A 19,068-nucleotide genomic window follows, 5' to 3' on the forward strand; every position below is an offset into this window, starting at 1 on the left:
AGTGAGTGGGTTTATGAGCAAAATTACTATAGTGGAAGATGATATTTTTATGCGTGAGGAGTTGGCAGATATTTTGGAAAAGGAAGGATATGAGGTAGTACAAATCAGTAATTTTCAGAATGTCTATGAAGAGATTAAGAAAAGCAAACCGGCCCTTGTGCTTTTAGATATCAATTTGCCCAGAAAATCAGGATTTGAGATCTGCAAACAATTAAAGGAGAAAAATTTGTGTCCGGTAATTATTCTGACTTCACGGACACAGATTGGAGATGAAATTCATGGGCTGAAGCTGGGCGCTGATGATTTCTTGACAAAGCCGTACCATAAGGGACGGCTTTTGGCACGTATCGAGAATACGTTACAGCGTTTTTCCAGTTTTGAAGGCATTCTAAAGGGCAACGGGTTTTATTTAGACAAGCATACTTATACGCTTTATACAGAAAACTATTCAAAGGTATTGCCGGAGAAAGAAGGAAAAATTCTGGAGGTGCTTTTAGAGCATCGGGGAGAAATTGTTTCAAAAGAAGATTTATTTTTGAAAGTGTGGGGAACACAAGTCTATGTAGATGAAAATATTCTTCAGGTGAATATGACACGGTTACGTAAAACATTGAATACATTGGGATTAGAAAACATGGTACAGACTGTTCGGGGAAGGGGGTATCTCTGGAATGGAGAATGATAGAAAAAGAAAATGGCAGACAGCAGGAGAAGTATGCAAGGAAAACACATGGTTCTTTGTTGCTCTGCTGTTTTTCGATTGTTTTTGCTTTTTTTGCCTGTGGCTGCTTGATAATCGAAAAAGTGTAAAACTGGCAGTTGCCTTTGTGCTTTTTACAGGTGTAATTTTTGTATTTCTTTTTATAGATAAGATGAAAAAGAAGAATAAAAAACTTCTTTACTTTCAAGAGCTTTTAAGTGATAGAAATAATCTGGGTAAAGAATTGAATACAGATGTATTATCTTTTGAAGAAAAGTGGATAATAGAAAAGTTAAGAGAAAAAATAGAAGATATTGAAATTGAAAAGAGAGATGTGATGCTGGCGCTTCGACAGCAGCAGGAATATGTGGAAACGTGGGTACATGAAATAAAAACGCCTATATCATGGCTTACTTTGCTGTTGGAAAATCGTGAAGATGAAATGAGTCCTAAAGTTTATCAGAAGTTTCAGTATATGAATGTACAGTTACAGGAATATGTATCGCAAATCCTTTATTTTTCACGTTTATCGTATGAGCACAAAAGAGAAATTATGGAGTGGGTGAATCTGCAGGATTGTATAGATTACGTGTTGGAGGCGTATGAATATTTATTGACAGAGAGTAAAATTTCTATAGTGGAAAACTTAGAAGTGAAAGAAATTTTTACAGACAGGAAAAATTTGGAGTTTATAGTATCTCAGGTTGTGAGCAATAGTATTCAGTATAGAAAAGAAAAAAACGGGCAGATTATTTTTTCAGCTTATGAGAAGGATGAAAAGATTTATATTAGTATAGAAGATAATGGAAAAGGGGTTTCAGAGGTGGATTTACCTTTTGTTTTTGAAAAGGGATTTACAGGCAGCAATGGACAGGAAAACAAGAAGTCTACGGGAATAGGACTGTATCTTGTGAAAAAAATGGCAGAAAATATGAAGCTTGTATGCAGCGCAAAGAACAGAGAAGCAGGTGGATTTCGGCTGATAATCGAATTCCCCAAGGTGGAAAAGGAGGAGATTGTATGAAGATAAGATTTATGACGAAAGAAGAGTTTCTCACTTCTTTGTCAGAATATCCGTATAAAAAGCTTTTTGTTAAGAGCTTGGAGGAAGCGGCATATTGCAAAACAGAATTTTTCTCAGAGGGTATGTTTGGAATTTTGAAAATACCGGATAAAAGAAATCTTCAGGGGAAGTTTTTGATTGCAGCATATTATGTGAAAAAGGGAGCGATTATCTTTTTAGATGAAGATAAGGTTATTCATCCTGTGCTGGAAAAGCGAAAGGAACTGGAAGATATAGAGGAAGGTCAGGAGCTGGGAATACTTCTTACGGTTTTAAACGGACTTATTGAGGACGAAGTACCTTATCTGCAAAAGATAGAGGAGAAAATTACAGAACTGGAAGATATTTTAATTGTTCAGCCGCCCAGAGATTTTCCCGAGGTTTTAATGAGGTTTCGCAGAGCCATGACACGTCTTCACGGGTTTTATGTGCAGCTTTTGGATGTGATAGAAGAAATACAGGGGAATTTAGGTGAGCGCTTGTCAGAGGAAGATGAAACAGGATGGAAAATGCTGGCGAGCCGTGTATCTCGCTTGCATGGATATACAGAGAATATTCGGGAAAATCTTTTGCAGCTGCATGAACTATATCAGGCGCAGATTGATATTTCTCAAAATGAGATTATGACTATTTTAACCATTGTAACTACGGTATTTCTGCCATTGTCCCTGCTGGCAGGCTGGTATGGCATGAACTTTCCCAATATGCCTCTTTTAAATTGGAAATACGGATATCTTACAGTGATTTTCATTACCTTTATAATTATTGCAGTGGAGGTGCGTTACTTCAGAAAGAAAGGATATTTGAAAAAGCGCAGAAAAATGTAAAAGCCCCTTCTTTTTTAAAAAATTCAGCGTAAATATAGAACAAAAGGCATCAGGAGCAGATATGAAGTTTTTGATTTTTCTCTCAGAGATTAGCATACCGTTAATTTTGTTTTATATTGTGGGATTTGGTATTCTTATGAAATGCCGTGTATACGAGGAATTTGTGAAAGGAGCGAAGGATGGTCTTTTGACTGTTGTTAAAATTTTGCCTACTTTAATCGGGCTAATGGTGGCAGTGGGTGTGCTTCGGGCATCGGGATTTTTGGATATGCTGGGGCAGGTGTTGGGAAATTTTACCGCACAAATCGGTTTTCCTTCGGAGCTGGTACCTCTTGCCATTATCCGAATGTTTTCCTCAAGCGCTGCGACAGGACTGGTGCTTGATATTTTTAAAGAATTTGGCACGGACTCCTACATCGGATTGATTGCATCCATTATGATGTCCTGCACAGAAACGATTTTCTATACGATTTCTGTTTATTTTATAGCGGCAAAAGTAAACAAAACAAGATATACCGTTGCAGGAGCTATGCTGGCAACGGCTGCGGGGATTGCCGTCAGTATATTTTTAGCAGGTAGTATGTAAAAAAAAATTCTGTAAAATTTCTATCAAATATGTTAAACTAATACAGTGAAAAAACAGTAGATGAAATGTAGGTAAGAATATGCAGGAAAAAGATAAGAAAAAGCTGGGGAAGGTATTGCTTATTATTTTAAAAACCATATTGGCGATACCATTGATTATAATATTTGCTGTAATAAGGGGAATTCAATTTTTCTTAAAAATGTGTGGGGCAGTGGTTTCTTTTGTGTGTATCGTGTCTGCTGTAATGCTGTCCATTGGAGTTCTGGTAGAAATTGTATTGCAGGTAAAGGGAAATGGTCCGGGAATTCCGGCGATTATCCTGACAATGGCGGTAGCAGGAGGACTGGCATATATTCCGGCCACAGGTGTTGCAATGGTAATGGTCGTACTTGAAGCAGCCTGCAGTTGGATTTGGAAATGGTATATGGGAAATTCAGATAACTGGAAAGTTTTCTATAAAAGACCGGATTATCAATGGTCTGCCTTTGAGGGAGGATATAAAGGAAAGGACACAGATGATGCAGAGTTTCACATTCATTACTTTAAAGGAATTAAAAATCAGGAAGAGTTGAAAAAGCGCTATTATGCCCTTCTTCGGATTTATCATCCGGATAATAGTTTTGGTGAGGATGAAATTACCAGAAGTATTATGGAGGAGTATGATTATTTAAAAAATAAGTTTCCGAAGGAGGAAAGTGTTTAAATATCAGTTGACAAGTACAGGGAAAAAGTTATAATTGAAGGTAATGAATATTTCAAAAGTGGAGGATTTCAAAATGAAAGTATTAGTAGAAACATCTGCAAGACATGTACATTTATCTCAGGAGCATTTAGAAGTTCTGTTCGGTAAAGGACATGAATTAACAGTAAAAAAAATGTTAAGCCAGCCGGGACAGTTCGCATGTGAAGAAAAAGTTGAAGTAATCGGAACAAAAGGCAGCCTGAAAATGTCTGTTTTAGGACCTGTAAGAAAAGATACACAGGTAGAGGTTTCTTTAACAGATGCAAGAAGCATCGGTGTTGTTGCTCCAATTCGTGAATCCGGAGATATTAAAGACTCAGGAGCATGTAAGATTGTTGGACCAGCAGGTGAAGTTGAATTAACAGAAGGCGTAATCGCTGCAAAACGTCACGTACATATGACACCGGAAGATGCTGAAAAAGCAGGTGTAGCTGACAAACAGATCGTTGATTTAGCTATCGAATCTCCAAACGGAAGAAGTTTAACATTTGGTGATGTAGTTGTTCGTGTAAGTGCATCTTATGCAACAGCAGCTCATATTGATACAGATGAAGCAAACGCTTTAGCACCAGGTAAAGAATGCTTCGGAGAAATGATTATTAAATAATTGAATTTTTCAATAGGGCATCGGCAGAAACTGTCGGTGCTCTTTTGCATCATAGAACATAAAAACTCATTGTTTTTATGTTCTAAATCGGATATAATAAAAGCAGAAGAATGTCGAAGGAGTGATAAAGTGGATCATTATGAGGTATTCCATGATATTCTGGTAAATTTATTTCAGGAAATTATGGATATAGAGGGAAAGGCACTGATTACTTCTGAATTTAAAGATATTTCTGTCAATGATATGCATATTATGGAGGCTATTGGAGAAGAAGACGCCAAAAACATGTCTTCTGTTGCTAAGATATTATCAGTTACTGTGGGAACTTTAACTATTGCTATCAATGGTCTTGTGAAGAAAGGGTATGTGACCAGAGAAAGAAGTGAGGAAGACCGAAGGGTTGTTCTTATTTCACTTACGGAGAAAGGCCGTAAGGCAAACCAACACCATAAAAGCTTTCATGACGGAATGATACAGGCTCTTTTAAAGGATTTAGACGATGAACAGCAGGAAATTTTAGTGAAATCCTTATTAAATTTAAGAGAATTCTTTGATTCGTATGAAAATCAGAAATAAGGGGTTGTTGCAGGTATGTTAATATACCAATGCACAACCCCTTTCCTGTTATTGGTCAATATTCCATAAGCAGATATTTTTTTACTACAGGAAAAGGTGCAGGACCTATTTCTAAAATATTTTTGTGAAATTTTTTTAGGTCGAAGGCATCTCCCTCCAGTTCACGAACAGTATTTTCTAAAGAAGAAAAGTTTAAAAAGCCCAGATAATATTTTAAATAGTTTGCAGGGTTTTCCACAATATATTGGAAGATTTCACGGCAGGTTTCTGATGTTGTCACACCGAAAGAAGATAAAATTTCTGTGACAGCGGAAAAATCCCACCCTTTATCATGAATACCAATATCAAGGATAGAATACAAGCAAAGGCTGATACAGCGGTTCAGGCGAAGAAATTCCATGTAGGCGGGAGCGATATTTAAAAATTCTGCTCCATAGCCATAGGCGCGATTTTCCACAAAAGTTGCCCAGCCTTCTATATAACCGCTGCAGCTAAGGCAGCTCCGAATGGGGGAAGTGTTTTGGCTTCCAAAATAGAGTGTCTGATACATGTGACCGGGAAAGCCTTCATGTGCCAAGGTGGTAAAAAGTTCAGGACAGGAAACAGAAGAACCTTTATTAATATAAATAGTGTTAGGGGTAAGTGTATCTATAGGCGGTATGAGATAGAAAGCAGGACTTGAAAATTCTTCCATTGCTTCTGGAACGTATTTTACTTCATAATCAGACATAGTGAGAGATGGGAAGTCTTTTGCTGTATTTTTGTGCAGATAAGAGAGGATTTTTTTTGGAGAAACCATTTCTACTGTAGTTTCTGATTTTAAGTTTTTTAGTAAGTCAGGATTTTCCTGCGATAATTTTTGAATATCATCATAGTATTGTAAAAGCTGTTGATATAATTCTCTTTCGATTTTATCTATGCTTCGATAGTCGCCCACATCATTTTTTATCAGATAGGCATAATACGCTTTGCCTTTCGGAAAGTGAGAAAGACCATTTTCATTTTTGCCGGTACCTTTTAAGTTTGTGAGTTCTTGGGCTAAAAGTTTGTAAGAAGGAAAAACGGACTCTTTTAAAAGCTTTTGATGTATGTTTATGTAAGAGGAAACCTGTTTTTTATTGATTTGTTTTTCTTGCTGAAGCTTTTTTACACGTTCCTGAAACATAGTGTGCAAGTAGTTTTCTTTTTGCGTGTCTACAAAGGTATTACATTGTTGTATAATTCGATCTGCTGTTGTATCGCTCATAAAAAGGCCTTTTTCGGACTTTTCTTTTTCAAATTCAGCAATACTTTTAAAATATTCGGGCAGAGAAGAGAGTAAAGAAAAATAGTCTTTTACATCGTCAGGAGAACGAAAGGTGTATTCTGCCAGAAGTACAGGAAGCTGGGCCTGAATTCCCAGATTTGGTCCAAGGGGTTCTTCAAGTAAAAAGTCATCTGCAACGGAAAGCTGTGTGGCAACAGAAAGTTTTAAAATATCGTAGATAATCTGATGTTCTCTGGAAAGTTTTTTTGATGAAAAAGAAGAAAGCTTTTTTTGTAATTCCTGAAGAGACTCTTTTCTTTCTATAAAGCTTTCCGGTGACATATTTCCCAGACTGATGGTATTTTCTTTTATACCATATTTTTCAGGTTCTGCCAGAGTATAATGTAGATTTAAAGTATTAGAGGATAGTTCCTCTTCAAAAAGTTTATCTGTAAAGCGTTCAAAACGTACATCAGGGGAAAAAACATGAGTTTTTAAGCAGAAAAAACAGAGGCCGGAAAGAAAGAAAAGTATAGCACTCCAAAGGAAGATGCGGCATTTCTTTGAAAAGAATTTTTTCAATATAAGCTCCTTGTTAGGATATTCATTATAGTTTATGAAAAAAACTAATATGTATGTGTATTTTACATGGAAAAGAGAAAAGCCTTGTGTTAAGATGCTGTATAGCAGGTAATAATGAGAATAGAAAAAAAGAGAGGAGAGGGCGGTTTGATAAGAAGAGGGATAGTGCTATGTCTGATGCTTTTGGTGGTTTTAAGCGGATGCCAAAAAGACGATAATACTCCAAACAGAAAACCGGAGGTTTCTCTGTCTGAAAATCTCTGGGATTTTGAATTTTCTATGGGAGAAGATGTGTGGAAGCTGCCACTGGAGCTTTCCAAGTGGGAAGAAAAAGGCTGGAGCTTTGAGGAAAAGCAGGAAGATACTATGCTGGAGGCGGAAACGTATATAGAGGGAGAAATTTTAAAAAATAAAGGACAGGAAATACAGGTGGATTTTGTAAATCCGGAGGGAGAGAAAAAACCACTAAAGGAATGTTATGTAGGCGGGATTTTTTTAAATTACAAATCAGAGGGTCCATGTTATCAGCTCCCGGCAGGGATTATACTGGGGGAAAGCACTATTGTGGAAGCGACGGATAAATTTGGAACACCTACAGACGAATATGAAGAAAAAGAAGATATTTATATCACATATGAATATGGAAAATATAAAGAAGCAGAGCTGGTATTTCATGCAGAAGATGAAGTATTATATCAGGTGCGGCTGAAGAATTACAGGGAACCGGAAACTGAGGAGGAGATTTCTGATGAGATACCTCAGGCAGTAAAAGAGTATAGGACACCAGAGGAGTATCATGGAGATTTTATGGAATATGTGGTACAGTATGACAATTGCTTTTATCAAATTCCGGCACCGGTTTCCGCATTTGTGGAGAATGGCTGGAAAATTTCTGAAGAAGGTTCAGATAAGTATGTAAAAGCCGGCAGACATGGGTATGTAACACTGGAAAAGAACGGACAGTCTTTGTATGCGGTGGTAAAAAATTATGATGAAGAAACTACAGATATTCAAAACACATTTGTAACTAATCTATCGGGAGACTTTGATGTGACGAAGGTTTCTATTGGTGTAGGTGAAGAAATTGTGTTGGGAATATCAGCAGAGGAGATGAAGGCGCGGCTGGGTGAAACTTCTTATGAGGCGAAGGAAGAAGAAAAGGGGACAGATTATTTTTTGTATTCTGATGAGAGTAAAAAGAATTTTACTCGTATATTTGTAGATAAAGAGCTGCAGCTGGTAAGGGAAATCGAAGTTTCCAACAGTCCTGAGGAACTGTATGGTGCAGAGGAAAATGAAGATGAGAAAACAAATTCCTCTGATGCCCTCTTAAATGAAGAAAAGATTACAGAAGAATAGTAAAGTTCGTTAAATATAGTAGCAAAAATCCTACGGTTGTGATATGCTTTTTATTGCATAGGAAATTGCGTCCTATACAATAAAAATGAGATTTGTTTAAACTATTAGTACCAAGGAGGATAAACGAGAGATGAAAAACTCCGGAATTTTAAAAGAAGAATTATTACAGGGAAAACACAGCCAGTTATTCAAAGAGATTTATTTGGATGAAAGCATGCTGGAATATCAGAATAAAAGATATGCAGATGCAATTACAGAATTTGAAAAACTTTATGGAGAAAAAGAAGTAGAAATTTATAGTGCACCGGGACGTAGCGAAGTGTGCGGAAACCATACAGATCACCAGCTGGGAATGGTTCTTGCCACATCTATCAATCTGGATGCCATTGCAGTAGTAAGTAAAACAGAAGGCGATATTATCCGTATTGTGTCAGAGGGATACGATATGGTAGAAGTGGACGTAAATGATTTAGAAGAAAAATATGAGGAAGAAGGAACAACAGCTGCTTTAATCCGCGGTGTTGCTGCCAGAGTAAAAGAAGAAGGATATAAAATCGGTGGTTTTGAAGCGTATGTTACCAGTGATGTGCTTATTGGGGCAGGACTTTCCTCTTCCGCTGCATTTGAGATTATTGTAGGAACTATTTTGTCAGGTTTATTTAACGAGATGAGTATCAGCCCTGTATTCCTTGCACAGGCAGGTCAGTTTGCAGAGAATGTGTACTTTGGAAAGCCATGCGGACTGATGGATCAGATGGCATGTTCTGTAGGTGGATTAATCCATATTGATTTCAAAAATCCGGAAGAACCTGTGGTTGAGAAAGTACCGGCAGATTTTGAAGCTTATAAATACAGTCTTTGTATCGTAGATACAAAAGCTTCTCACGCAGATCTTACAGAAGATTATGCACAGATACCGGCAGAAATGAAAAAAGTAGCTGCTTTCTTTAAAAAAGATGTGTTAAGAGAAGTGGATGAGGCTGAGTTCTTTAGTCAGATATCAGGACTGAGAAGTATTTTAGGCGATAGACCAGTGCTGCGTGCTCTTCATTTCTTTGAAGAAGAAAAACGTGTACAGGCGCAGGTAGAAGCTCTGAAACAGGGAGATTTCAAAGAATTTCTTTCTCTTGTAGAAAAATCAGGAAGTTCTTCCTTTAAATATCTCCAGAATATCTATACAAACAGAGATGTACAGAGTCAGGCAATGTCTATTGCTCTTGGTGTCAGTGAGAGTATTTTAGGAAATCACGGAGTATGTCGTGTACATGGAGGTGGTTTCGCAGGAACAATTCAGATTTTTGTTGAAAACAGCTTTGTGGAAGAGTATAGAAAGTCTATGGATAAAGTATTTGGCAGTGGTTCTTGTCATGTATTAAAAGTACGTCAGCATGGTGGTATGCAGGTATTATAACAAAAGATAAGAAGAGATTAGGGAAGTCCGGAAACGGGCTTCCTTTTTTATAGTTTACATAATGAATTTTACAAAAAAGGGACTTTATACAATGTAAAATATATATGAAATAGTCCATGTTATAATTGAAATAGTCAGAATATTCTTAAATGTAAAAATGTACAAAAAATGTCGAAAGGTTAGAAGTTGCCCACATTTTATCCTCAAAGTTATACACATTAAAAAATCCAATAAATATGGGAAAAGTAGAGTTATACACTAAGTTATCCACATTGTCCACAAAAAAATGTGTGGAAGAATATGATTTACATAATGAAATAAAGAACAAAGGTTTTGTGTACTTCTGATAAAAAGAGGGTTTTTGTAGAAAAATGTAGAAAAGATATTGACTTTTATGAAGTCAAATTTTTAACGAACTGGGCAAGAATTAACCGAAATAACATGAAAATAAAATATATTGTCTGAAAAATAGGGTTTACAATAATTTTACATATATTTAACCATTTTACGATTGGTGATTTAACAAAACTCCTTTATAGTAAATGCTGTCGACGAGGAAAATGATTTGAAATTTACGATAAAAGGAGATTATTTAATTATGAAGAAAAAAATATTAGCAGCAATTTTAATGGGAACAATGGTATTTAGTTTAACAGCATGTGGAAATGAAAGTACAGAGGACACACAGGGTACAGATAAAGAAGCTTCATCAGGGACAGAAGAAAAAACAGCAGAAGCACCAAAGGGAGAAATTTCTGTAATCTCCAGAGAAGAAGGGTCAGGAACAAGAGGCGCATTCATCGAGTTATTCGGAATTGAAGAAAAGGATGACTCAGGAGAAAAAATTGATAATACAACAGAAGACGCACAGGTGACAAATAATACATCTGTTATGATGACAAGTGTAGCAGGTAATCCACAGGCAATCGGATATATTTCTTTAGGTTCTCTGGATGACTCTGTAAAAGCATTAAAGGTAGACGGAGCAGAAGCAACAGCAGAAAATGTAAAGAATGATACTTATAAAATCGCACGTCCTTTTAATATTGCTACCACAGAAGAGGTAAGTGAGGCAGCACAGGACTTTATTTCTTACATTTTAAGTCAGGAAGGACAGAAAATTGTAGAAGACAATGGTTATATTTCCGTTGCAGCTGATGCTGCGGCTTATGCAGGAACAAAGCCATCCGGAAAAATTGTAGTTGCAGGTTCTTCCTCTATTACACCGGTAATGGAAAAATTAAAAGAAGGCTATGAGGCTGTAAATCCAAATGCAGAAATCGAAATTCAGCAGAGTGACTCTACAACAGGTATGGAGTCTACGATAAATGGCATCTGTGATATCGGAATGGCTTCCAGAGAATTAAAGGACTCTGAAACTGAAGCAGGATTAAAGGGACAGGAAATTGCTTTAGACGGTATTGCGGTTATTGTAAATAATGAAAACTCTATGTCAGATATTACAACAGACCAGGTAAAAGATATTTACACAGGTGAAATCACAGAATGGAGCGACCTTCAGTAAAGCGGAAAGGGATTAAGGGAATGAAAAATATAAAAGAAACCGTTATGAAATATGTGTTTCTTGTGTGTGCCTGTACCTCTATTCTGGCAGTAGCATTAATCTGTATCTTCTTATTTGCCAATGGTATTCCTGCCATTGGCAAAATAGGAGTTTTTGACTTTTTGCTGGGAGAAAGATGGAAGCCGGGAAACAATATTTACGGTATTTTACCATTTATTTTAGGCAGTATTTATGTAACTGCAGGGGCAGTTTTAATTGGTGTGCCCATTGGTATTTGTACAGCTGTTTTCATGGCGAAATTCTGTCCGCCGAAATTATATAAATTTATGAAGCCTGCTGTTGAACTGCTGGCGGGAATTCCTTCTGTTGTATATGGTTTCTTCGGTATGGTAGTGGCTGTTCCTTTTGTACGTGACTTTTTCGGTATTCAACTGGGATTTGGAGGAGACGGCTCCAGTATGTTTACAGCTTCTGTAATGCTTGGGATTATGATTTTACCTACAATTATCAGCGTAGGAGAGTCTGCAATTCGTGCAGTTCCGGACAGTTATTATGAGGGGGCTTTGGCACTGGGGGCAACCCATGAAAGAAGTGTATTTCGCACAGTTCTGCCGGCAGCAAAATCCGGTGTGACGGCAGGTGTAATTTTAGGTATCGGAAGAGCAATCGGTGAAACTATGGCAGTGATTATGATTGCAGGAAATCAGCCGCGTATGCCAAAAGGTTTGTTTAAAGGGGTTCGTACTTTAACATCCAACATTGTTATGGAAATGGGATATGCTGCAGACCTTCATAAAGAAGCGCTGATTGCAACAGCAGTTGTACTTTTTGTCTTTATTTTGCTGATAAATTTATTATTTTCGTTGGTGAAAAGGAGGGGCATAAATGGATAAAATACGTCAGAAATTAAAAATGTATTCCCATCACCCCGCATCTTTTTTTCTGGCTTTATTGGTGTGGATCAGTGCAATCTTTACAGCGGTAACGCTGATTTTTATTGTAGGATATATTTTGATAAAGGGTGTGCCACATTTGACACCGCAGTTGTTTCAGCTGGAATATAACTCAGAAAATGTTTCTATGTTTCCGGCAATTATTAATACAATTTTCATGATTATATTATCTCTTTTAATTGCAGGTCCTTTAGGGATTTTTGCAGCAGTATATTTGGTAGAGTATGCGAAAAAGGGAAATAAACTGGTGTCTGTTGTGAGAGTGACGGCAGAAACACTTACCGGTATCCCTTCTATTGTATATGGTTTGTTTGGAATGTTATTCTTTGTAACGACTTTGCGTTGGGGGTATTCGATGCTTGCAGGAGCGTTTACGCTGGCAATCATGGTACTTCCCGTAATTATGAGAACCACGGAAGAGGCACTTTTAGCAGTGCCTGATACTTACCGCGAGGCAAGTTTTGGCTTGGGTGCAGGGAAACTTAGAACCATATTTGTGGTTATTCTGCCTTCAGCAGTACCGGGTATTTTTTCTGGTGTGATTTTATCTATTGGACGTATTGTTGGTGAAACAGCTGCTTTGATGTATACAGCAGGAACAGTAGCAGAATTGCCGGATAGTGTAATGTCTTCTACCAGGACTTTGTCTGTACACATGTATTCTCTTGCAAGTGAAGGTCTGTATATAAATCAGGCTTATGCAACAGCAGTTGTACTGCTTGTAATTGTATTGGTAATTAACTGGCTGTCAGGAAGAATTGCCCGCAGGATTAAGAAGGGATAAAAAGAAAGAATATAAGTACATGATATACGGAATATGGAAGAGTTTGGATATCACGTTATAAGATAGAATAGACAAAAGGAGTCAGAAATGAACGCAATTATAGAAACCAAAGATTTAAAATTATGGTATGGAGACCATCAGGTTTTAAAAGGAGTTTCCATGGATATTCCAGAACATAAAATTACTGCATTGATCGGACCAAGTGGTTGTGGAAAGTCTACATTTTTGAAAACATTAAACCGGATGAATGACCTTGTGGATAATGTGCGTATTACCGGAGAAGTAAAATATGATGGGAGAAATATATTTTCTTCTGATATCAATGTAAATGAACTGAGGAAAGAAGTAGGGATGGTATTTCAGAAACCCAATCCATTTCCAATGAGTATCTATGACAATGTAGCTTATGGCCCAAGAACACACGGTATCTGTTCGAAAGTGAAGCTGGATGAAATTGTGGAACGCTCTTTAAGGGATGCGGCTCTCTGGGATGAAGTGAAAGATCGATTAAAAGCATCTGCTTTGGGAATGTCGGGAGGACAACAACAGAGACTTTGTATTGCGAGAGCATTGGCAGTACAGCCCAAAGTAATTCTTTGTGATGAAAGTACAGCATCACTTGATCCGATTAGTACAGGGAAAATAGAAGATTTGCTTATAGAACTGAAATCAAAATATACGGTGATTATGGTTACACATAATATGCAGCAGGCAGTGCGTATTTCAGATTACTGTGCATTTTTCCTTTTGGGAGATCTGATTGAATTCAACCGGACAGATACATTGTTTTCTACACCACAAAATAAGAAGACAGAGGATTATATTACAGGAAGATTTGGTTAATTAAATATGCCGTGAAAGAATGCAAACATAATTGGATGAGAAAATGCGCGAAACTATCAGGTGTAAGTTTTAATTATTTCTTCGGCAATGAATCGTTTGGCAATACAGCGATCCATTGCCTGTTTTTCGATGTAATGATGAGCTTCAGGCTCACTCATGGAGAGCTCGCTGATTAAAATCCACTTTGCTTTATTGACCAGGCGGATTTCAGCCATTTTGTCTTCAATAGATAAAGACTTCTTCTCAAATTGTCTTAAACGTTCACGGGCACTTTCCATCCAGTTAAGGGAATGGAGGATAATTGGTTTTGAAATTGGTTTTGGCAGTGTGAATACACCATATTCAGCCACTTTGTCATGGATAGCAGAATGAATATCACTTTTAACGAGAAGAAGTACAACAGATTGCTTGGAAGTAGATACGTCAATTGCAAAACGGGTACCGATATCATCAGGAAGAGGAGCATTGATGATAACGAAGTCAAAAGTTTTTTCCGTTAATATACGTCTGGCAGCACTGACACTTGAGGCTGTCTGGACAGGATAATAGCGTATTTCAGGCAACAGACCGGTGAAGGCAGAGGTGAAGCTATCTGTTGCGGATACGATGAGTATACTGTAAACACGTTCTCTTAAACTCATTTTGTCCCCTCCTCTTTTGTTGATTTAACTTACTGATTACAATATAGGTTTAAGATAGCATCCGGTATATATTTTCTGATGAACTCACTGTTTGTAGCAGTGATGCAGGCAGACTTGAAATTTTCCGGAAGTTGTTTAAAGTTTGCAAGGATATCTTTATCTGCCTTATACAGATTAATATCGGCAGGTGCAGGAAGTTCTGTTTTATTTTGAATTCCATCCAGAATAGCATAAATAATCAGGGCAAATGCCAGATAGGTATTTGCAGACGGATCCGGAGAGCGGAGTTCCACACGTCGATACTTTCCAACTGCTGAAGGAACTCTGACAAGCTGTGAACGATTTTCACTGGACCATGAAATGTATCGAGGAGCCTTGTTTTTTCCAAAACGTTTATAAGAATTTTCAGTTGGATTTAAAAATATTGTCATATCCGAAATTTTATCCAAAATACCCGCTATCAGATAGTTCATATTATCTGTGTTGTCAGAAGATTTGACAGATATATTAATATGAAATCCATTTCCTGGCTTATTTTCTAATGGTTTTGGGCTAAAATCAGCAAAAATTCCATTTTGTCGTGCGATTGTTTTAACAACTGTCTGAAAAGTCATTGCATTGTCAGCAGCAGTTAAAGGATCGGAGTAGAGAAAGTCAATTTCATTTTGTCCCGGTCCTTCTTCATGATGGGAACTTTCCGGCTGAATTCCCATTTGCTCCAGTGTCAGACATATTTCACGACGTATATTTTCCCCTCTGTCTTCTGGGGCGATGTCCATATAAGCGGCATTATCGTAAGGGAGTTTTGTGGGGTTGCCATTGTCATCTAACTGGAATAGATAAAATTCCTGTTCAGCACCAAAGAAAAATTGGTATCCGGCATATTCTGCAGCCTGAATTGCCTTTTTTAAAATAGAGCGTGTGTCACATTCAAATATTCGTCCGTCCGGATAAGTAATGCTACAGAACATTCTTACTACACATCCATGTTCCGGTCGCCAGGGTAAGGGCATCAGAGTGTCTGGTTCCGGATGAAGGAATAGGTCGGAATGCGTTTCATCCCCAAAACCTGCGATTGCAGATGCATCAATGGCAATACCATATTCAAAAGCCCGCGGAAGTTCCTGCGGCATAATGGATATATTTTTCTGTTTGCCAAATACATCACAAAAGGCGAGACGGATGAATTTAACATCTTCTTCCTGCACATATTGAATGATTTCATCTTTTGAATACTTCATGATCCTACCTGCTTTCTTTAATTTGCCACATACATTTGCTTGTATGGATTTTTACTGTCTGGTGTAATGACTGTAAAAGGAACAGATAAAAGTTTATCCACAGAATATTTGAAGTCTCTACAGTACTCAGACAGATATTCCATAATTTCATCCAAATCCTTTGAAGTTGCATATCTTGCAGTTACTTGTTCTGGAAAGCGGATATCTTTACAATCTCCACGCAGAAACATTTTGCCGCCGTGCATTCCGGTACATGGGAAATTTCCTACAATACGTTTTCCGGCAGTGTGTATTCCGAGGACAATAATGATGCCACCGGCCTGATATTCACCCAGAAAGCTTCCGGCATATCCACCAATAATCATAACAGGAACTTTTTCTTTATAAGCTTTCATATGGATTCCCGCGCGATATCCTGCGTTGCCTTTTACATAGATTTTGCCGCCTCGCATAGCATAACCGGCAGCATCTCCAATATTACCGTGTATAAGGATTTTTCCTTCATTCATAGTATCGCCCACAGCATCTTGAGCATTGGCGTTTACGATAATATTGGCGTTGTTTAAATAGGAACCCAATGCATTTCCGGGAATACCATTGATTGTAAGATTTTTGTCAGACATACCTGCAGCGATAAATCTCTGACCACAGCAACCTTCAATTATACAGTCTTTGTCTGCGTCGCACAGTGCTTCATTCACAGCTCTGTAATCTAAATTTGCAGCATTAATGATTTTCATATTATACCATACCTCCAAAAAAAAGTTTACTTTTTTTGCTGCTATTCTCCGGCATGAAAAATACCGAGTATTTCAAGTTCTTTTTCTGTCAATCCGATGCCACGCAGCATGAGGCGATTTCCTCGTAAAGCTTCAATGGAATTGATACCCATGCCACCCATCAATTCTTTGATTTCATGTTTCCATGCAGTCATCAGATTAACCAAGCGCTGGTTTCCGATTTCAGGATCAAGTCTCTTCACAAGTTCTGGTCTTTGGGTTGCAATTCCCCAGTTGCATTTGCCACTCTGACAGGTACGGCAGAGGTGACAGCCGAGAGCCAGCAGAGCAGCAGTAGCTACGTAACAGGCATCGGCACCGAGTGCAATGGCTTTTACCACATCGGCGGCGCTGCGAATACTTCCACCTACTATCAGTGATACGTTGTTGCGAATACCTTCATCACGAAGCCTCTGGTCAACAGAAGCGAGTGCAAGTTCAATGGGAATACCAACATTATCTCTGATTCGGGTAGGAGCGGCTCCTGTACCGCCACGGAAGCCATCAATGGCAATAATATCAGCGCCACTGCGGGCAATACCACTTGCGATAGCTGCAATATTATGGACAGCCGCAACTTTGACAATGACAGGTTTTTTGTATTTAGTAGCTTCTTTCAGTGAGAAAACAAGCTGACGTAAATCTTCAATGGAATAAATATCATGATGCGGAGCAGGAGAAATAGCGTCAGAACCTTCAGGAATCATACGGGTACGTGATACATCACCGATAATTTTTGTGCCGGGAAGATGTCCCCCAATGCCTGGTTTTGCACCTTGTCCCATTTTTATTTCTATTGCAGCACCTGCTTTTAAATAATCTTCGTAAACGCCGAAACGTCCGGAAGCTACCTGCACAATAGTATTTTTTCCATAGCAGTAAAAGTCTTCATGCAATCCTCCCTCACCGGTATTATATAATATTCCGAGCTCTGTTGCTGCCAGAGCAAGAGATTTATGAGCGTTATAGCTGATAGATCCGTAGCTCATAGCAGAAAACATAACAGGCATGGAGAGTTCCAGCTGGGGAGGCAGTTTGCAGTCTAATTTTCCATCTGCTGTACGATTTACTTTGGAAGGCTTCTTTCCAAGATAAACACGGGTTTCCATGGGTTCGCGCAAAGGATCAATGGAAGGGTTTGTTACCTGTGAAGCGTTAATAAGGATTTTGTCCCAGTATACAGGTAGTGATTTAGGGTTTCCCATGGAAGATAAAAGGACACCGCCGCTGTTTGCCTGTTTATAAATCTCATTTATTGTGTCTCCGAACCAGTTGGAATTTTCCCGCAGGTTACAGTCACTTTTTATGATTTTTAATGCTCTGGCAGGGCAGAAGGAAACACATCTCTGACAGTTGACGCATTTTGACTCATCATGCTTCATAACCTTATGTTCTTTGTCGTAGCTGTGAACTCCATTGGCACATTGGCGTTCGCATATCCGACAGGCAATACATCTGTTTTCATTTCTGACTACTTCAAATTCCGGATAGATAAATTCTATACTCATTAAAATGCACCTTCCTTTACTTTTATAATGACCGGCTCACCACCTGCAGGAGACCATATTTTTTCAGCGCTTGGTTCCATGGTTCGGATAGCAGATTCTTCGCTGGCAATGAATACTTTGTCATTTTTTTCACCGACAACCATAGAACGCAGTTTGAGGCGGTCGTTTAGTGCCATCAGCCCCCCGTTAAATCCTAAAACAATCGAAAAAGGACCGGTTACCAGCAGACTTGGGAACATAGTTCTGAGATAAGTGTGTTTTTGCTGATCTTCCAAATCTGTTTTTGTTGCAATGGTGCTCCAGAAGGGCGCAGCAATGACGCTTGCGGCTTCACCGAGGGTGAGACCCTGTATACGGAGCAGATAATCCATGATGTAGGTAATGACTTCCGTATCGGTTTGGAGTGTGCATTTGTAGCCGAACATTTCCATAAAACGGCGATTTGCATCATAAGATGAAATTTCACCATTATGCACAATAGAATAATCAAGCAGTGTAAAGGGGTGTGCCCCGCCCCACCAACCGGGAGTATTTGTTGGATAACGTCCGTGAGCGGTCCAGGAATACCCCTCATATTCCTCCAGTTTATAAAACATTCCTACATCTTCAGGAAATCCCACTGCTTTAAAAGTTCCCATGTTTTTTCCACTGGAGAAAACATAGGCGCCGGATATTTCCGCATTTATTTTCATGACCGTTCGGGCAACAAATTCCTTTTCGTCCAATTGCAGAGAAGTTAAAACAGATTGCAGAGGAGCAACAAAATACCGCCATATAATAGGCTCATCTGTAATCGCTGGTATCTTGCGGGTTGGAATGATTTCGGACTGGACAATTTCAAATTGCTCCTTTAAGAAAGCTTCGCATTTCTTTCTTGTATCTCGGGTATCAAAAAATATATGTAATGCATAAAAATCTTTATAATCGGGGTAAATGCCATAACCGGCAAAACCTCCGCCTAATCCATTAGAGCGGTCGTGCATGGGTTTCATGGAATTTGTAATCATTTCACCGGACATTTTCTTTCCGTCTTTGGAAATTACTGCTGAGATTGCACATCCGGAAGGAATTCTCACCTGACCTTCAATTTTCATA

At 38.4% G+C, this 19,068-nt stretch carries 19 protein-coding genes; 13 read left to right on the forward strand and 6 right to left on the reverse strand.

The features are described 5' to 3' along the window. Positions 1-13 precede the first annotated feature (13 nt). From BQ7352_RS05540 to BQ7352_RS05570, 7 genes are all read left to right on the forward strand, one after another. Positions 14-682, forward strand: coding sequence for a response regulator transcription factor (locus tag BQ7352_RS05540; protein WP_072447688.1), 669 nt, complete (start codon positions 14-16; stop codon positions 680-682). Continuing rightward, positions 672-1,724, forward strand: coding sequence for a sensor histidine kinase (locus BQ7352_RS05545; protein ID WP_072447690.1), 1,053 nt, complete (start codon positions 672-674; stop codon positions 1,722-1,724). The genes BQ7352_RS05540 and BQ7352_RS05545 overlap by 11 nt, the downstream gene beginning before the upstream one ends. Further along, a complete protein-coding gene (locus tag BQ7352_RS05550) occupies positions 1,721-2,590 on the forward strand; it encodes a magnesium transporter CorA family protein (RefSeq protein WP_072447691.1) in 870 nt (289 codons plus the stop codon). Before BQ7352_RS05545 ends, BQ7352_RS05550 begins: the two co-directional genes overlap by 4 nt. A gap of 61 nt (positions 2,591-2,651) precedes the next feature. Further along, the gene (locus BQ7352_RS05555) at positions 2,652-3,176 is read left to right on the forward strand and encodes a spore maturation protein (RefSeq protein ID WP_004221257.1); all 525 of its coding nucleotides are present in this window, start codon (positions 2,652-2,654) and stop codon (positions 3,174-3,176) included. Positions 3,177-3,255: 79 nt separating this feature from the next. Then, entirely contained in the window at positions 3,256-3,879 is a 624-nt protein-coding gene (locus tag BQ7352_RS05560; RefSeq protein WP_072447693.1) for a J domain-containing protein, read from the forward strand. Positions 3,880-3,952: 73 nt separating this feature from the next. After that, the gene (locus tag BQ7352_RS05565; protein WP_072447695.1) at positions 3,953-4,525 is read left to right on the forward strand and encodes a PduL/EutD family phosphate acyltransferase; all 573 of its coding nucleotides are present in this window, start codon (positions 3,953-3,955) and stop codon (positions 4,523-4,525) included. A 129-nt stretch (positions 4,526-4,654) separates the two neighbouring features. Further along, positions 4,655-5,101 (forward strand): MarR family winged helix-turn-helix transcriptional regulator, encoded by a 447-nt coding sequence (locus tag BQ7352_RS05570; RefSeq protein ID WP_072447697.1) that lies wholly within the window; start codon positions 4,655-4,657, stop codon positions 5,099-5,101. 55 nt (positions 5,102-5,156) lie between these two features. On the opposite strand, the gene BQ7352_RS05575 is transcribed toward BQ7352_RS05570, so the two are convergent. Continuing rightward, the gene (locus tag BQ7352_RS05575; protein ID WP_072447699.1) at positions 5,157-6,929 is read right to left on the reverse strand and encodes a DUF885 domain-containing protein; all 1,773 of its coding nucleotides are present in this window, start codon (positions 6,927-6,929) and stop codon (positions 5,157-5,159) included. Between the two features lie 114 nt (positions 6,930-7,043). Between BQ7352_RS05575 and BQ7352_RS05580 the strand changes: the two genes are divergently transcribed. From BQ7352_RS05580 to pstB, 6 genes are all read left to right on the forward strand, one after another. After that, positions 7,044-8,288 carry a hypothetical protein gene (locus BQ7352_RS05580; RefSeq protein WP_072447701.1) on the forward strand — a complete coding sequence of 415 codons (1,245 nt, stop codon included), beginning with the start codon at positions 7,044-7,046 and terminating at the stop codon, positions 8,286-8,288. 130 nt (positions 8,289-8,418) lie between these two features. Further along, complete coding sequence (locus tag BQ7352_RS05585) at positions 8,419-9,699, forward strand: galactokinase (protein ID WP_072447703.1); 1,281 nt, start codon at positions 8,419-8,421, stop codon at positions 9,697-9,699. Positions 9,700-10,297: 598 nt separating this feature from the next. After that, positions 10,298-11,224, forward strand: a complete 927-nt coding sequence (locus BQ7352_RS05590; protein WP_072447705.1) for a substrate-binding domain-containing protein — start codon at positions 10,298-10,300, stop codon at positions 11,222-11,224. Between the two features lie 20 nt (positions 11,225-11,244). Further along, complete coding sequence (gene pstC / locus BQ7352_RS05595; protein WP_072448621.1) at positions 11,245-12,117, forward strand: phosphate ABC transporter permease subunit PstC; 873 nt, start codon at positions 11,245-11,247, stop codon at positions 12,115-12,117. After that, the gene (gene pstA / locus BQ7352_RS05600; RefSeq protein WP_072447708.1) at positions 12,110-12,961 is read left to right on the forward strand and encodes a phosphate ABC transporter permease PstA; all 852 of its coding nucleotides are present in this window, start codon (positions 12,110-12,112) and stop codon (positions 12,959-12,961) included. The genes pstC and pstA overlap by 8 nt, the downstream gene beginning before the upstream one ends. 87 nt (positions 12,962-13,048) lie before the next feature. Beyond that, entirely contained in the window at positions 13,049-13,804 is a 756-nt protein-coding gene (pstB, locus tag BQ7352_RS05605; protein WP_072447709.1) for a phosphate ABC transporter ATP-binding protein PstB, read from the forward strand. 56 nt (positions 13,805-13,860) lie between these two features. On the opposite strand, the gene BQ7352_RS05610 is transcribed toward pstB, so the two are convergent. The 5 genes from BQ7352_RS05610 to BQ7352_RS05630 are packed head-to-tail and all read right to left on the reverse strand — an operon-like array spanning position 13,861 to position 19,067. Next, complete coding sequence (locus BQ7352_RS05610) at positions 13,861-14,445, reverse strand: ANTAR domain-containing response regulator (protein WP_072447711.1); 585 nt, start codon at positions 14,443-14,445, stop codon at positions 13,861-13,863. Between the two features lie 29 nt (positions 14,446-14,474). Beyond that, on the reverse strand, positions 14,475-15,686 hold the full coding sequence (locus BQ7352_RS05615) for a glutamine synthetase family protein (RefSeq protein ID WP_072447713.1): 1,212 nt from the start codon (positions 15,684-15,686) through the stop codon (positions 14,475-14,477). Between the two features lie 17 nt (positions 15,687-15,703). After that, entirely contained in the window at positions 15,704-16,426 is a 723-nt protein-coding gene (locus BQ7352_RS05620) for a GltB/FmdC/FwdC-like GXGXG domain-containing protein (RefSeq protein WP_072447714.1), read from the reverse strand. Positions 16,427-16,467: 41 nt separating this feature from the next. After that, positions 16,468-17,973, reverse strand: a complete 1,506-nt coding sequence (locus BQ7352_RS05625) for a glutamate synthase-related protein (protein ID WP_072447716.1) — start codon at positions 17,971-17,973, stop codon at positions 16,468-16,470. Further along, complete coding sequence (locus BQ7352_RS05630; RefSeq protein ID WP_072447718.1) at positions 17,973-19,067, reverse strand: class II glutamine amidotransferase; 1,095 nt, start codon at positions 19,065-19,067, stop codon at positions 17,973-17,975. Before BQ7352_RS05630 ends, BQ7352_RS05625 begins: the two co-directional genes overlap by 1 nt. Between the last annotated feature and the right edge of the window lies 1 nt (position 19,068).

The organism is Blautia sp. Marseille-P3201T (assembly GCF_900120295.1).
In the GTDB taxonomy this organism is placed as follows: domain Bacteria; phylum Bacillota; class Clostridia; order Lachnospirales; family Lachnospiraceae; genus Blautia.